We start from the raw sequence: 16,698 nt of genomic DNA on the forward strand, positions 1-16,698 counted from the left end.
TCAGCGGGAGCAATAGATGAGCGTTTACTTTTTTGTCACTTTAAATTCAGTCCTTCTGTTTTTGGCTCTTCCATCCGGATTATCTTTTTTCCTCTTGCCCCGACCTATCTCATTTGACGCAATTGGTGTTGATTCACCATAGCCTTTGGAAGTCATCCTGGATGAAGCAATACCTTTACTGGCCAGATAATCCACGCAAGACTGCGCTCTTTTATTGGATAATTCCAGGTTATATTCATCCGTTCCAACGTTATCGGTATGTGAACCCAATTCAATTTCCATATCGGGGTTATCTTCCATAATCGGAATCAGATAATCAAGTACTTTTTTAGAGGGCTCGGTGAGTTCTGCACTATTAAATTCATAATAAACATTATCTATGGCAATCGGAATGCCCATTTTAAATGGACTTAAGCAATAATCTTTATAAATCATGGTATCGGCTTTCGCCAACTCTTCATAAACATAGTTTTTAATAATAGAAAAATAGTTCTCCTTAGAGAAAGATAGCTTTACAGGGCGCTTGGAATCAGCCCTAAAATCATATTTACCGTCGATACCCGTTACGGCCTTTTGTGTTCCTTCTGCATTGGTAAAGGTTACCGTAGCATCTGCCATTGGCAATTTTGTTTTACAATCGGTTAATATACCATTGATGGAAAAGAATTCTTTTTTAATTTCGAATACCTCTAAACAGCAGGATGATTCGCGATCTGAACTGATGTATCCTTTCGTATCATCGGCATTGGCAGAGGTGAAATATAAATCGTCTTTTGAGGAATTGAACGGATAACCTATATTTTTAGGTTCAGACCAGGTAACCAGATCGCCTTCCGATTCGAAAAAATCTAAGCCGCCTAAACCGATTCGTCCATCGGTACTGAAAATTAATTTCTTGGTGAAAGGGTTGTAATAAGGCGCACGCTCATCATCTTCGGTATTAATGGTTGGCCCAAGGTTTACGGGCTGCCCCAGCGATCCATCACTGCGAATGGCACAAAACCAAAGATCCAGTTTACCATATCCGCCGGTACGATCTGATGCGAAGAGCAGAAATTTACCATCTCTGGTTACAAATGGCTGCAAGGAATTAAAATCCTTACTATTAACTTCAAGCCCTACCGGCTGAGGTTCTGCCCATTTATCGTCATTTTTTTTTGAAGTGTAGATGGAGTATTGCGATTTTTCTTTCCACCCGGTAAAATATACCGTATTGCCATCAGGTGAGAAACTTGCGGCAGCTACTTCCATATTCTTTGGTAAATTCAGGTTCATCATTTTGACCGGAATTTCATTTGCCGTGAGTTCATTTTTGGCGGTGTAGAGCGTATTCAGGAATGGGTTAGCTTTGGTAGATACCTGCACCTCGCCGGTTTCCGTTTTCACGATATCACGCTTGCCAGCTACATTAATGGGCCTTGAGGAGGTAAAATAAAAGCTCTGATCTACTTTAACCGGTGCATAATTTGAACCTAAACCATTAACATTTGCCGGTGCTCTTTTTACCTGTACCATTCTTGGAAACCGCATTTCTTCCATTGCAAATTTGCAGGAGGCAATTTCTTTTTGAGCATCTTTAACCAGGGGATTACTTGGGTTTTTGCTGATAAATGATTCAAAGTTGGTGATGGCCCGATCAAATTTTTTATTCGCCCTTAAGCTTTCTGCATAATAAAAAAGTGCCCTTCTGTACCTGGTGTTGGTAAAGGTTATGGCAATAGCATAATATTTTTCGGCCTCTGCAAATTCACGGTATAAACGGCTTGATTCTGCCAGGTTATAAATTGCCCCTTCATAATCTTCAATCACTTTTTCCTCTGATGTACCCTTACGCTCCTTACCATAAGGCAGAATGGCCTGAGTACTGTCACCCGTAATTCTTAATGCCTTTTTATAAAAGGTAGACGCCGCATAATAATCCCTATTTTCAAAGTAGGTGTCAGCAACTCTTTTGTAATTTACTACATACTGAGCTTTAGCTAAACCTCCCACTGCTAATAACAAAAACAATAGTATTTTTCTCATTTGATGATTAATTATAAGCGTGGACAAAAGAAATTCGGGCCAATAATACCATTGCGACCAATTAAAGAAATGGATAGTTCTATACCCCCATTGCTATTGGATGCCCGGTTAAAGGTGGAGGTATTCACATCATAACTTAATCCAAATACCATATTGCTGAGTTGTAAACCCACAAATGCAATTGCAGCATCTTTAACGCGATAATTGCCGCCAAATAAAATATTGGAAGATTGATTCACATTAAGCTGTGCGTAAGCACCAACAGAAACTTCACTGGTATTACCCTGATACATCACCAATGCATTTGGAACAAGATCTAAAAAATCTGACGCCCGGATTCTGGCTCCTCCATGCCCGGTTAAACGAACGGGAATTCTCGATTCAGTTCCGCTAAACCGGTCAATTGGCCGGGTTAAGTGGGCAGCACTTGCACCAATAAAAACGTTTACGTTCTGGTTTGGGTTACCATCAAAATACATTACTCCAAAGTTAACATCGGGCACCAATGTAGATTGCGATTGGAAAGTTTCACCACTGATCATACCACCATCATAACCGGTAATAGGATTGAATTGGTTGCCAAATCTACCTTGTGAGTAATCGAAACTTCTGTTGATAATACCTGCCTGCAAACCAAAATTTATGGTTTGCAAACCTTCACGGCCAAATCTTAAACGATACGAACCTGATACCAAGGCGGTGAGGTAATTAAAATCAAGTTCACCAGCACGCTGATTGAGGATGGTGCCGCCAAATGCAAAGTTTTTCTTAGGTGCCAGATCAAAGGATGCTCCACCAGTTAAAAAAGAACTGTTTAGAGCACCCCATTGCTGTTTAAAATTCACTGATGCACGATAATCACCATCAATAACCCCTGTTAACGCAGGATTTAACCAAAGCGGGTATGCATAATATTGCGAAAAGTGTGGATCAGTTTGTGCAAATAACCCGGATGTGCAGAGTAGCAAGCTTAGCATTGCCATCAATGATCTTAAAAACGATGGTATTTTCATGGTATTTAATTTTGTCTGTTTATTTTTTATCCTGCTCATCATTATCTAATTAAGGTTACTGTTCCTTTTTTCATGGTGTCGGTACCATCAGAAAACTGAACTTCCACCATGTACACGTATACCCCAATCGGTTGATTTATTCCTTTAAATGTTCCATCCCAGCCATTAGCCATATTATCAGACTGATATATTAATTGACCCCACTGGGTAAATACCGACATTCTGGCTGATGCGATGGTTGTTCCATAAATCAGGAAGGTATCATTCTTACCGTCGTTATTTGGTGTGAATGCATTTGGAATATAAATCTGGTTTCCAAGTGGATTGGCAGCTTTTCCGGTTACCGGACTTGAATTGGCACTGGTTTGACAAGCCAACTGACCTTTAGCCCTTACGATAATGGTAACACTTTGGTCTGGTCTTAAACCCGTAGCCAGATAACTCGTTCCGGCAGTGGCTTGCCAGGTTAATCCGTTATCAGTAGAAATTTCATAACCCAATGCACCATTTATGGCTACCCATGCGAATGTTACACTATTTGCAGTGGTAGATTGTACCACAACTGAAGGTGTAGCTAATACAGGAAGAACCGTTACCGTAACTGGTGTTCTCGTAGCACTTGCGCAACCACCAACTGCAATACTTTCTACATAAAAGATGGTTGTCGCAGTGATATTCGGTGTGGTAAACGTAACGCCTTCACCTAACACATTTCCATTAGAACTTACATTGTACCATCTGTAAATGATTCCCGGTACCGGATTATTCACAGTTAATGTGGTATTGCTGCCCGCACAGATTATTCCATTGGCAGCCGTTGCTAAAGCTGGCGCAGCAGGCACAGGTAAGGCCACCACACTTACAGGAGTTCTTGATGCTGAACTACAAGATCCGTTTGCTCCTTCAACATAGTAGGTTACATTGGTTGTGATGGTTGGCGTGGTAAACGAAATACCTGTTCCCGCAATTGTACCACCAGTTGCCGAAGTATACCAATTGTAGACTACACCAACTTGTGGATTAGTTACCGTTAGGATGGCTACATTTCCAATACATACATTCACATTGGCAGCGTTAACAACCGGAACTGCAGGTTTTTGATTTACAGTAACCGTAACTTTCACTCTGCCCCCATTGTTATTACAGCCTCCGGCATTTACTGCTATCACATAATAATCGGTAGTAGTGGTTAAAGCTGGGGTACTGTAAGTTGAGCCTGTGAATAATAAGTTTCCACCTACAGCAGCACTATACCATTCGTAAGTAACGCCAGTTTGCGCATTGCTGATCACCAATTGCGAGGTCTCTCCAGAACAAATACTGGTTCCCGTATTGGCAACCACAGGATTATTTGGTGCACTGTTTACAGTAACGGCTATTGCCAAACCATTACCCGAAGCATTTTCGCATTTATTATCGCCTTTAACACTTACATAATAAGTGGTATTGGCCGTTAATACTGGTGTGGTAAATACGCTGCCCACAAATACTGGTGAGGTTAATGCAACATCACTATACCAGGTAAATACCGGATTAGTTACTGTTGTACTACTAGCTGTTAAGGTTGCCGCAACATTTCCGCAAACTGATCTGTTTCCACTTACGGTAACATCAGCTTGTACGGCTCTTGGGTTTACGGTAACTGTTATGGTTTTGGCATTAGCAGCTGAATTTTCGCATTTATTGGTACCCTTAACTGTTACATAATAAATGGTACTGGCCGTTAATGCTGGTGTATTAAAGATTGGACCAACGAAGGCGACACTGGTGAGTGAAGCATCATTGTACCAGGTAAATACCGGATTGGTTACCGTGGTAGAACTGGCATTAATGGTTGCGCTTCCTGAACCACATATTACCGTTGGTGCAGATAAGGTAATATCCGCAGCTGTTGCTGCTTCATTTACATTTATAGTAACTATTCTGGCTGTAGATGCAGAACTCTCGCATCTGTTGTCGCCTTTAATTGTGAGGTAATACCTTGTCGTTGCATTTAATGATGGCGTATTAAATGTTGCTCCAACAAATGCTACGGATGTTAGGGCCGCATCAGTGTACCAGGTGAACGTTGGATTGGTAACCGTTGTGGTCGTTGCGATGAGTGTAGCACCTGAACCCGCACATATGGTGGCATCATTGGCTGAAACATCTGCAGCACCTGCAATTGGCGTAACGGTAAGCGCTACTGCCAAGGCACTTCCCGATGCGTTTTCACATTTATTATCTCCCCTAACGGTTACATAATAAGTAGTATTGGCGGTTAATACCGGAGTGGTAAACACACTACCAGTAAATACGACTGATGTTAAGGTAGCGTCACTGTACCAGGTAAATACCGGATTGGTTACTGTAGCGCTCGTTGCGGTTAACACAGTTGCTACGCTTCCGCAAATTGATCTTGATCCGCTTACGGTAATATCAGCTTGTACCGCTCGTGGATTAATGGTTACTGTAATTGGTTTAGCATTTGCAGCCGTATTTTCACATTTATTAGTGCCTTTAACAGTCACATAATAAGTGGTACTTGCAGTGAGCACTGGTGTATTAAAGATTGGCCCCACAAAGGCAACGCTGGTTAGTGAAGCATCATTGTACCAGGTAAACACCGGATTGGTTACCGTGGTTGAACTGGCGTTGATGGTTGCGCTTCCTGAACCGCATATTACCGCTGGCGCAGATAAGGTAATATCAGCTGCTGTTGCTGCTTCATTCACGTTTACCGTAATTATCCTGGCAGTAGCTGCTGAACTTTCACATTTGTTATCACCTTTAATCGTAAGGTAATATCTAGTGGTTACATTTAATACAGGTGTATTAAATGTTGCACCGACGAAAGCTACAGAAGTTAGGGCTGCATCGGTATACCAGGTAAATGTAGGGTTGGTAACCGTTGCGGTACTCGCCACTAACGAAGCTGATGTACCCTGACAAATGGTTGCATCATTGGCGGTAACATCTGACGCACTTGCAACTGGCGTAATGGTGATGGTTACCGATTTACCTGTATTTGCAGCATTCTCACATTTGTTATCACCGCGAACGGTTACATAATATGTGGTTGTTGCATTTAAAACTGGAGTGGTGAAAACGCTGCCAATAAAATTAATATTGGTTAGAGCGGCATCACTATACCAGGTAAATACCGGATTGGTTACTGTTGGAGAGCTGGCAGTTAAGGTTGTACCCACTCCTGCACAGGCATTCGTATTGCCATTTACAATTATATCGGTAGTCGTTGCCAGCGGATTAACGGTTACCACCACTACTTTAGCATCAGCTGCAGTATTTTCACATTTATTTGCCCCCTTAACGGTTACATAATAGGTTGTAGTGGTAGTTAAACCACTCACCGTAAATGTCGGCCCTACAAATGCTACACTGGTTAAAGAGGCATCGTTGTACCAGGTAAATACTGGTTGAGTTACCGTTAAGCTCGATGCCATCAACATTGTGGTAGAGCCAGCACAGATTTGAGTATTGGCTACCGTAATATCTGCAGCCGTGGCATATGGTTTTACTGTTACAGTAACCACTTTTACAGCATTTGCCGGATTCTCACATTTATTATCACCGCGAACGGTTACATAATAACTGGTTGTGTTGGTTAATACTGGTGTGGTAAATGACGTACCAACATAAGCTACTGAAGTTAGAGCCGCATCACTATACCAGGTATAAACCGGATTGGTTACCGTAGTGCTTGACGCCGATAGCTGAGTGGTAGAACCCTGACAAATCGAAGTAATTCCATTCAGGTTAATATCTGCATCGGTAGCAAAAGGGTTTACTGTTATGGTTATTGCCCTAGCCGTTGCTGCTGTATTTTCGCACCTGTTGTCGCCTTTTACAGTTACATAAAAGGTGGTGGTAGCGGTTAATACAGGTGTTGTAAATTGAGCCGTTGTATTTACCGGAGTAGGTAAAGCGGCATCACTATACCAGGTAAATACCGGATTAATAACGGTTGTACTGCTTGCTGATAAGGTAACGGTTGAACCTCCACAAATGGATGTTGGTCCTGCCAGAATCAGATCGGATGGTGATGCTACCGGATTAGTGGTAATAGTCACTTCCTGTGCATTTCCTGGTGCATTCGCACATTTATTATCGCCCCTAACGGTTACATAATATTTGGTCGTGGCTGTAATGGCTGGTGTGGTAAATGTGGCCGAATTACTCACCACTTGTGTTAAAGCAGCATCACTATACCAGGTAAATACCGGATTTAGAACTGATGTGCTCGAAGCAGTTAAAGTAGTGTTTGCTGAAGCACATAATCCCGTATTTCCTGCAACTGTGATATCAGATGCTAATGCCGCTGGAAGCACTGTTATAGATGCCTTTGTTCTGGTTGGATTGCTACAGCCATTTGCATTTACAGCTTCTACATAGTAATCGTAGGTTCCGGCAGGTAAACTGGCAGACGTTACAAAATTGCTGTTATTGGTGACCAACATATTGCCGTTTACCGCAGCATCGTACCAGTTATAGGTGTTGCCCGCTACAGGAACAACAGTTAAGGTAGCAGAAGAATTGATACAAGTGGTTACCGGATTGGTCGAAGAAAGTACTGGTGGCGCTGGGGGAGCCAAAATGGTTACTGTAACTTTTACTTTAACGGTTTCGCAACCATTTGCATTAGCACTTACTGCATATTCGTAAACACCTGCTGCTAAAGCCGGATCAGTTATAAAGGTTATTCCATCCTTACCGTTTTGATATACGCCAGCTAAATACCATTTATAAATGATTCCTGGTTGAGGATTTTGTACACTTAATGTAGCTGAAGTGCCCTGACACGCACTAACCGTGGTGGAAGTTACCGTCGGAGCCAGTATACTTCTTTGCGCATAATCAAAATTCACAGAATTTAATGCACCGAGTAATCCAGAACCTAACCTCAATTCTACACCATCAAAACGACTGGCTGGTACGAAAGTAAGTATGGCAGAATTTCCTCCGTTCAGTAAATTCAGACTAATTAATGGGTTAGAAATGGCGACGGCATCATTATTCGACGTTGTGCCTTGATAAGTTGTTAAGGTTAAGTTTGATAGTAATCCTACAGAAATTAATTGACCTGGAGTTGTAATTTTTACCCTCAAGGTATCACCAACATTTGATAATCCTGGAAAGCCTAATTGTTGGAACACTGACGAACCTAATAATCCAACCGGGATCACCAGACTTGATCCGGTATTAATGTCGCCATCAATTGCCTGAAGCGGATTAATTACACCTGCACCAATGGTAATTCCGCCAGCTACACCATTGGTTTGGGTAGTGGCTGCCCCACAAGGTGTTGGCACAGGAGTTCCATTCGGAATTACAGTTACCACAACTTCTGCTCTTGCAATGGCAGTACATCCGCCAGGAATAGTTGCTTCTACATAAAAAGTGGTCGTAGTTGATAAGGGATCCGTTACATAATTTTCTCCTGTAAATATTGGAGTAGTTCCGTTTGCTGTGGTATACCAGTTAATGGTAGCACCCGCAGTACTGGATGTTGCCTTTAGTGAAGCAACAGCACCTTGAGAAATGGTAATGGCAGATGGCGTAATTACCGGAATATCTATATTACCAATGGCAATGGTTGCAGTTGCTCTTGCAGATGCAGCACCACAACTATTAACAGACTCTACCGTATAAGTGGTGTTGCTGGTTACATTAGCGATGGTGAATGTTGCACCATCTAATCCTGCCTGGTATACATTTGCGGCATCATACCATTTATAAGTGGTGCCTGCAACAGGATTTTTCACCTGCAATACCACACCGGTATTGATACAGGTATTCACATCAGGATTTAATAGTTCTGGCTGAACAGGCGCTGGATTAGTCGTTACATTTACCCCTGTTTTAGCGCTTACACAGCCGGATGCCGATACCGCAGCTACGAAAAACCGGGTATCACCAGTTAACACCGGAGTAGTAAAAATAATTCCGTCTTTACCAGTTAAATATGTTCCAGCAGCATCGTACCACCTGTAAGTTAAGCTTGAAGATGGATTGTTAACCACCAGCTGCGTGGTCTGACCCACACATGCAGTTACATTTGGTGAAACCACCGCCGGGGCCACTAAAATGCGTTGGGCATAATTAAAGTTAATTGATGTAAGCACACCCAAAGCGCCGCCATTTAACCGCACTTCTACTGCATCAAAGCTTGTAGCAGGCACGAAGGTAACCAGTGCTTGTGTATCGCCATTTAATAACTGAACATTTAAAAGGTTGTTATTTAAAAATCTTGAATCGCCGTTACTATTGGTTCCAAGGTAACTGGTGATTTGTGCATTCCCCAATAAGCTGAGTGAAAGCAGCCTTCCTGGTGAAGAAACCAGTACCCGAACCGTATCGCCTGCATTTGAAACGGCGCCAAAGCTTGCTCTCTGGTAAACCGAAGCACCTAATGCCCCCACAGGTAACACTAACGAAGAAGCGGTTTGTGTATCATTATCAATTGCCAATGCTGGATTAAATACGCCTGCCAGCAATGCTACCCCAGTAACGCCATTGGTTTGTGCAACTGCGGCCTCACAAGGAACAACGTTTGGCGTATTGTTACCATTCACATTAATGGTTACCTGAATCCTGCTGGCTGAGGTACATCCGTTAGCCGATACAGTTTCTACAAAATAACTGGTTGTAGTAGTTAAGGGTGGTGTTACATAAGTAGCACCTGTATAAATTGGCGTAGTCGCATTTGCCGAATTGTACCAATTAAAGGTAACAGCAGGGTCTGTAGAAGTTGCCGTTAAAATAACGGTTTGTCCAGGCGCAACGGTTGATGCACTTGCAGTAACGACAGGCAACGCCGGACGTGGATTTACAGTTACGGCTACAGTTGCCCGGCTAGCGCTCACGCAACTTCCTTCGGCAGCTTCTACATAATAAGTAGTATTTGAATTCAATGCTGGTGTGGTAACCACTGCCCCGGTAAACAATAAGTTTCCGCCAGTTAGCGCATCATACCAGTTATAAGTAATCCCATTAACTGGATTGGTAACCGATAAAGTGGCAGGAGTACCCGCACAATAAGTAGCCACTGTTGCCACCACTGGCGTAGCCAGCGCAGGTGTTACAGTTATCGTTACCGGAATGCGTAAGGTATTAGGGCAATTACCTTTTGATACCTGTATATAATAAGTATTGGTTGCGGTTAAGGCCGGCGTGGTAAAAGTTCCACCAGTTGCCAGTTGGGTACCTCCTGTTGGCGCATTATACCAGGCTAAAGTGGTACCAGCACTTGCGGTAGCTGCAAGTGTAGCAGTACTACCTGCACAAATGGTTTGCGCACCAGCGGTAACAGTTGGGTTAGGATATACCATTGTTGCCCCGTAAATATCTAAGCTGGTTACCGCAGAAACCAGAGCACCAATTCGAACTTCTACACGATCAAAAGTACCACCCGCAGCTAAGGTTGCGGTAAAGCGGCTTCCGCTCAGTAACTGAAGATTTAATAAAGAAGAACCCAGTTGAACCGTTCTAACTACTGTTGTTCCATTCAGGATATTAACAGTTACATTGTTCAGCAACTGAAGATCCAACAATCCACCCGGCAAAGCCAGATCTAATCTTACGCTATCGGTAGCAGAACCAGCTGTTGGGAAAATTAATTGCTGATACCCTGTTGAAGCCACACCAGCACCTAAAGTAATCTGGGTGAAATTTGTCGCATCATTATCTGTTGAATTACCCGCACCAGTTATTCCGCATAACAGACATAAACCAGTGATACCGCTGTTTTGGGTATTTGCTGCATTACAGGCAGTACCTGTTCCGCCAGGAATTACAGTAACCGTTACCGGAACACGACTTGCACTCACGCAGCCTGCCTGACTGGTGGTTTCAACATAATAGGTAGTATTGGTATTAAGAACAGGTGTAAAGAAAGAAGTTCCGGTACCTACCTGTGTACCGCCTGTTGGCGCATCAAACCAGGCAATGGTATTTCCCGCATCAGCAGTTGCCAATAAAGTAGTAGACTGTCCGGCATTAATCACCTGGCTGTTCGTGGTTACCGTAGCTAATGTTGCTGATGGATTGACAGAAACTGTTACCGCCGTTCTAGGGCTTACCGCTGTACCAGATACAGCCTCTACATAAAAAACGGTTTGAGTAGTAACTGCTGGCGTTACAAATACACCAGTATTATTGGTAGCCAGAGGTGTATTTCCGGTAGCGGCATACCAGTTGTAAGTTACACCCGATTGGATATTACTAACTGTTAATGTGGCTGATGAACCCGCACAAACAGTAGCCGCAGCCACAATTGGTGCCTTTACGGTTACAGTCAGGCTATAACCTGTTGTTGCTTTATTGCCATTTGCATCGGTAGCCATTAAAGAAATGGTAAATGTTCCGCCTACAGTTGGCGTACCTGTAATTTCTCTTGTAGTGGTATTAAATGATAATCCTGCCGGAAGATTAGTAGCCAGATAAGTGTATGGCCCTGTGCCACCGGTTACAGCAGGAAGTGTTACCGCCGGATAGCTATCTCCAACCACGCCATTTGGCAAGGTTGCAGTTGGTAAGTTTAATGCACCAATTACTGTTAAGCCATAGTTATTTGATGCCGTTCTGTTTTGACTATCCGTAACGGTTACCGAAACAACATAATTACCTGCCTGAGTAGGCGTACCAGTAATGTTTCTGGTTACCGGATCAAATGATAAGCCCGGAGGAAGATTGGTAGCAACATAACTGTATGGTCCTACCCCACCAAGAGCGGCTGGAATATTCTGAACCGGATAAGCCACATTTTCATTTCCGTCAGCCAGGCTAGCCGGTGGCAATACCAAAGGATCCATGATTGAAATACTGTAATTCGTAGTAGCTGTTTTTCCTGTCGCATCAGTTACGGTAACCGGAATACTAAAGGTGCCAGACTCGCCGGGTGTACCTGTAATTTCTCTGGTAGTGGTGTTAAAAGCTAAACCTAAAGGAAGGCCTGTAGCCGAATAAGTATATGGTGCTGTTCCACCGATTGCCGATGGAATGCTTTGAGTAGGATAAACAGATCCTTTGGTTCCACTGGCTAAAGTAGCAGGTGGCAAAACCAATGGATCAGTAACCTTAAGTGTATAATTAGCTGTAAAGGTAATTCCATTTGCATCAGTTACTGTTACTGGAATAGTATAGTTGCCAATTTGTGTTGGAGTACCAGAAATTTCTCTTGTTGTCGGATCAAAAATTAATCCCGGAGGAAGACTGTTCGCCGTATAAGTATAAGGGCCAGTTCCTCCTGCTGCGGCTGGAATGGTTTGAGGAACATAAACTGTTCCAGTAACACCATCTGGCAATGTACCTGCGGCCAGCGATAAGGCCGGCGTAACAGTTAAGTTGAATGTTGCCGTTACACTACAATTTTTAGTGTCGGTAACCACCACAGAGAATGTAGGTGCGCCTGTTGCTGTTGGTGTTCCGCTGATTAAACCAGCTGAAGATAAAGTTAATCCGGCAGGAAGCGTACTTCCTGATGCCAGTGCATAAGTAAAACCTGGCGTTCCACCAGTTGCTATAGGAAGTGGTTTGCTGTATGGCGATGCAATCGTTGCATTAGTAAGTGTCGTTCCATTAAAAACAATAGCCGGATTTACCGTTACCACAACCGGAACGCGTGTGGTATTGGCACAATTTGCCTGATTAACCTGAATATAATAAGTGGTGGTTGCGGCAATTGCAGGAGTAGTGAAAGTTTCACCTGCACCTAATTGTGTTCCGCCAGTTGGCGCATTAAACCAGGTTAATGTTGTACCTTCATTTGCCGTGGCCGCTAAAGTAGCCGTGCCGCCAGCGCAAATTGATTGGGCACCAGCTGTGATGGTTGGATTTGGATAGATAACCGTAGCGCCATAAATATCTAAGCTACTTAATGCAGATACCAATGCGCCAAAGCTCACCTGAACCCGATCATAAACACCACCTGCCAATACAGTAGCGGCAAATCTGTTTCCACCTAATAGAGTGAGATTTAATACGTTTCCATTAATTTGGACAGTTCTGACAACGGTGGTTCCGTTTAATATACTTACCGTAATATTATTAAGAAGGCTTACATCTGCGAGACCTCCAGGCAAGGCAAGGTCTAAACGGATACTATCCGTTGCCGCACCTGCAGCAGGGAAAATTAATTGTTGATAGCCTGTAGCGCCCACACCAACAGCCAGTGAAATTCTGGTAAAATTATTCACATCGGCATCAGTGGAGTTACCCGCACCATTAACCGAACATAATAAACAAATACCATTTATACCTGTATTCTGACTGCTCGCAGCATTACATGCAGTATTACCTCCACCAGCGATTACAGTAACTAGAACTGGAACCCGCGTCGCACTGATACAACCTGCAGCACTTGTGGTTTGTACATAATAGCTGGTGCTGGTTTGTAGAGCTGGTGTGGTAAATGAGGCACCAACACCAACCTGATTTCCACCAGTAGCAGCATCATACCAGGCAATTGTATTTCCGGCATCAGCAGTCGCTGTTAAAGTAGTGGTTTGACCAGCATTAATCACCTGGTTGCTGGTGGTTACAGTGGCTAAAGTAGCTGGTGGATTAACAGAAACCGTAACGGCAGTTCTGGAACTCACCGCAGTACCCGAGAATGCCTCTACAAAAAAAGTGGTTTGAGAAGTAACTGCCGGAGTGGTAAAAGTACCTGCAGCGCTGGTTTGTAAAACGGTATTTCCTGCCGGGCCATACAACCTGTAAGAAACATTCGGCAATACATTACTCACCGTTAAGGAAGCAACCGAACCGGAGCAAACCGTTGTAGATGCCACAACCGGTGCATTTACGTCTACCGTTATGCTGTAAGATGTGGTGGCCTTATTGTTATTCGCATCTGTTGCCGTAACCTGAACATTAAAAGTACCTCCAACCGTTGGTGTACCAGTAATGACTCTTGTTGATGGATCAAAGGTTAAACCCGAAGGCAGATTTACCGCAGCATAAGTATATGGTGCAGTTCCACCGTTTACCGCAGGTATGGTTTGAGCCGGATATCCGGTTCCAACAATTCCATTTGGTAAGGTAGATGATGGTAAATTAAGCGTTCCAATTACTTTAATCGGATAGGCATTAGTTGCTGTTCTGCCTTCGCTATCAGTTGCAGTTACTGATATGGAATAATTACCAGCCTGAGTAGGTGTACCGGTTAATTGTCTGTTTGCTGGATTATAGCTTAATCCGGCAGGAAGGTTGCTGGCAACATAAGTGTATGGTCCAACACCTCCTGTAGCTGCAGGAAGAGTAGTCGCTACATAAGCAACATTTTCATTTCCATCCGGAAGTGCAGCAGATGGCAATATTAGCGGATTAATTACGGTAAGCGCATAATTAGTCGTTACCGTTTTCCCATCTGCATCAGTGGCCGTAACCGCTACTGTAAAAGAACCATCAACAGTCGGTGTACCCGTAATTGCCCGGGTAACCGGATTAAAAGTTAAACCTGCAGGCAAACCTGTAGCCACATAGGTATAAGGTGTTGTTCCGCCTGTTGCCGATGGAATAAATTGTGGCGCATATACCGTTCCTTTGGTTCCCATGGCAAGCGTTGCAGCAGGCAACACAAACGGATCGGTAATTTTAATGGTGTAATTTGCTGTGATGGTGTTTCCATTGGCATCAGCTACCGTTATCGGAATGGTATAATTGCCCGGAGTGGTAGGTGTTCCGGTGATTTCTCTTGTTGCCGGATTGAATGTTAAACCAGACGGAAGGGGATTTGCAACCGAATAAGTGTAAGGGCCGGTTCCGCCTGCTGCTGCAGGAATAATTTGAGTTGGATAAGCAATACCAGTAATGCCTTCGGGCAAGTTTCTTGATTGTAAAGTTAGGGCAGCGGTAACCGTAAGCGTGTAAGCAGCGGTAACCGTACAACCTTTTGAATCCGTTGCAACGATAGAAAAGTTATATACATTGGGTACCGTTGGTGTACCACTGATGGTTCCATTGGTAGAAAGCGATAAACCAGTTGGCAAAGTACTGCCAGAGGCTAAAGTATAGCTAAAACCAGGCGTACCACCAGTTGCTGCAGTAATTTGCTGATTGTAAGCAAACTGGCTGGTTGCATTTACTAAGGTAGCCCCTGCAAATGTGATTTGTGGATCTACAGTGATCACCACAGGTACCCGAACCGATTCATCAGTACAATTTAAACGTCTTGCTGCTACATAATAAGTTTTATTGGCAGTTAAAGCAGGTGTGGTAAAGCCACCATTATAAGGAACTGTTGCCAATGGTGTACCCCCTTGCAAAGCATCATACCAAATTAATTCATTTGTATTGGCGGTTGTAGCAGTTAAAACTACCGGAGCATTGTAACAGGCAGCTATTGCATTACTTGCAGGAGCCGTAAAGGTGGGTCTTCCTGCAGATCGTGTTAATCCATGAACATCAATCGTCTGCGTTAAATTTGCATTTACAAGTGATGAGAGCGTAACTTTTACCCGATCGAAAGATCTCCCGGGTGAGAATGGAATCGAAACAATTGATCCGTTATTGAGTAGCGTAAGTAACTCGAGGTTTAGTAACGCAGGATCTAGTGTTTGTGTAAAAACTTCATCAATTCCATTGTAAGCCGTAACCCTGATGTTATTTAAGAGACCCAGTGTTAAAAGTGCAGGAGAAGCTTTAAACCTTAAATTAAAATCATCGGTAGCATTGGAAGAAGTGGTAAAATAAAAAATCTGACTGGCTGTTCCACCTACCGCGGCAACACCAAGGCTGATCTGAGAAAAGTTATTTTGATCTGCATCTATTGCCCTTTCACTATTAATCACACCTGAATTTCCTAAGCGCAAAGCATCCAGGCTAATCCCTGTTCCTTCGAAACTCGTGGTAAAGGCTTGTGCACAAGGATCTGTTCCAGAAGTGTAGAATGCATAATATACTTTAGTGTTATTATTTGCACCAATTAAGGCTGCATTGGTAATGTCGCGGATAAATACCCGATCATAAATTTGGTTCGGCGTAATGGCCACATAAAACCGACCTAAACCATCTTTAACCAAACGAAGGTTATTATTGGTAAACTGCCCGCTACTGGCCCCATCTGTAACGATAGTACCAGAGGCATTTTTAGCTGCGATATAAAAACTGTGATTTCCTAAAACTACGTTCCCTAAAACGTTAGCCAGCAAGCCACCTAAATTACCCCCTACAAGCGCATTTAATAAATCAGGATCAGAATCTATTCTGATGTAAGTAGTCGTATTCGCCGGAATATTAGATGGAAACTTTAATTCAAGTTCACCACTGTACGCTAAAATATTTAAAGCAATACCTCCCGACGACTTTACAGTTGCAAAAGTATTTTCATCATTGGTAATGGCATTTGTAGCATTATCTATCGTAGTAACTGAACATGCACCTAAACCCAATGTACCACAACCTGTAAGGCTGGTGGCATTGCCTGATGCCGTTACCGAATTTGCATAAATTTTTGTTTGTGCATACGATTCTGAATATAAGAGCGTTATTAAAACGATAACTAAAATTTTAAACAAAACGCGGTTTATCCCTGTTAAAGATATAGTGGTAAAGGTTTTTATCATTTCAGGCGTTATTTAGGGTGACAATTGAAATACTTCAGTACCATTATTTTTAGAAGTACCTAGTAACAAATCTACATTCCGGACTATAATCTGTCTTA

Annotated in this window: 3 protein-coding genes; all 3 read right to left on the bottom strand. The window is 43.0% G+C overall.

Features of this window, described 5'->3' with window-relative positions; translation table 11 throughout:
- Window positions 1-24 precede the first annotated feature (24 nt).
- From EV200_RS13890 to EV200_RS13900, 3 genes are read right to left on the bottom strand one after another with little or no spacing between them, the layout of a single operon-like run.
- The gene (locus EV200_RS13890; RefSeq protein ID WP_229676838.1) at window positions 25-2,025 is read right to left on the bottom strand and encodes an OmpA family protein; all 2,001 of its coding nucleotides are present in this window, start codon (window positions 2,023-2,025) and stop codon (window positions 25-27) included.
- 11 nt (window positions 2,026-2,036) lie between these two features.
- On the bottom strand, window positions 2,037-3,038 hold the full coding sequence (locus EV200_RS13895; RefSeq protein WP_229676839.1) for a PorP/SprF family type IX secretion system membrane protein: 1,002 nt from the start codon (window positions 3,036-3,038) through the stop codon (window positions 2,037-2,039).
- Between the two features lie 41 nt (window positions 3,039-3,079).
- Window positions 3,080-16,600 (bottom strand): Ig-like domain-containing protein, encoded by a 13,521-nt coding sequence (locus EV200_RS13900; protein ID WP_132533620.1) that lies wholly within the window; start codon window positions 16,598-16,600, stop codon window positions 3,080-3,082.
- Window positions 16,601-16,698 lie beyond the last annotated feature (98 nt).

The sequence above is a fragment of the Pedobacter psychrotolerans genome, assembly GCF_004340665.1.
GTDB lineage: Bacteria > Bacteroidota > Bacteroidia > Sphingobacteriales > Sphingobacteriaceae > Pedobacter > Pedobacter psychrotolerans.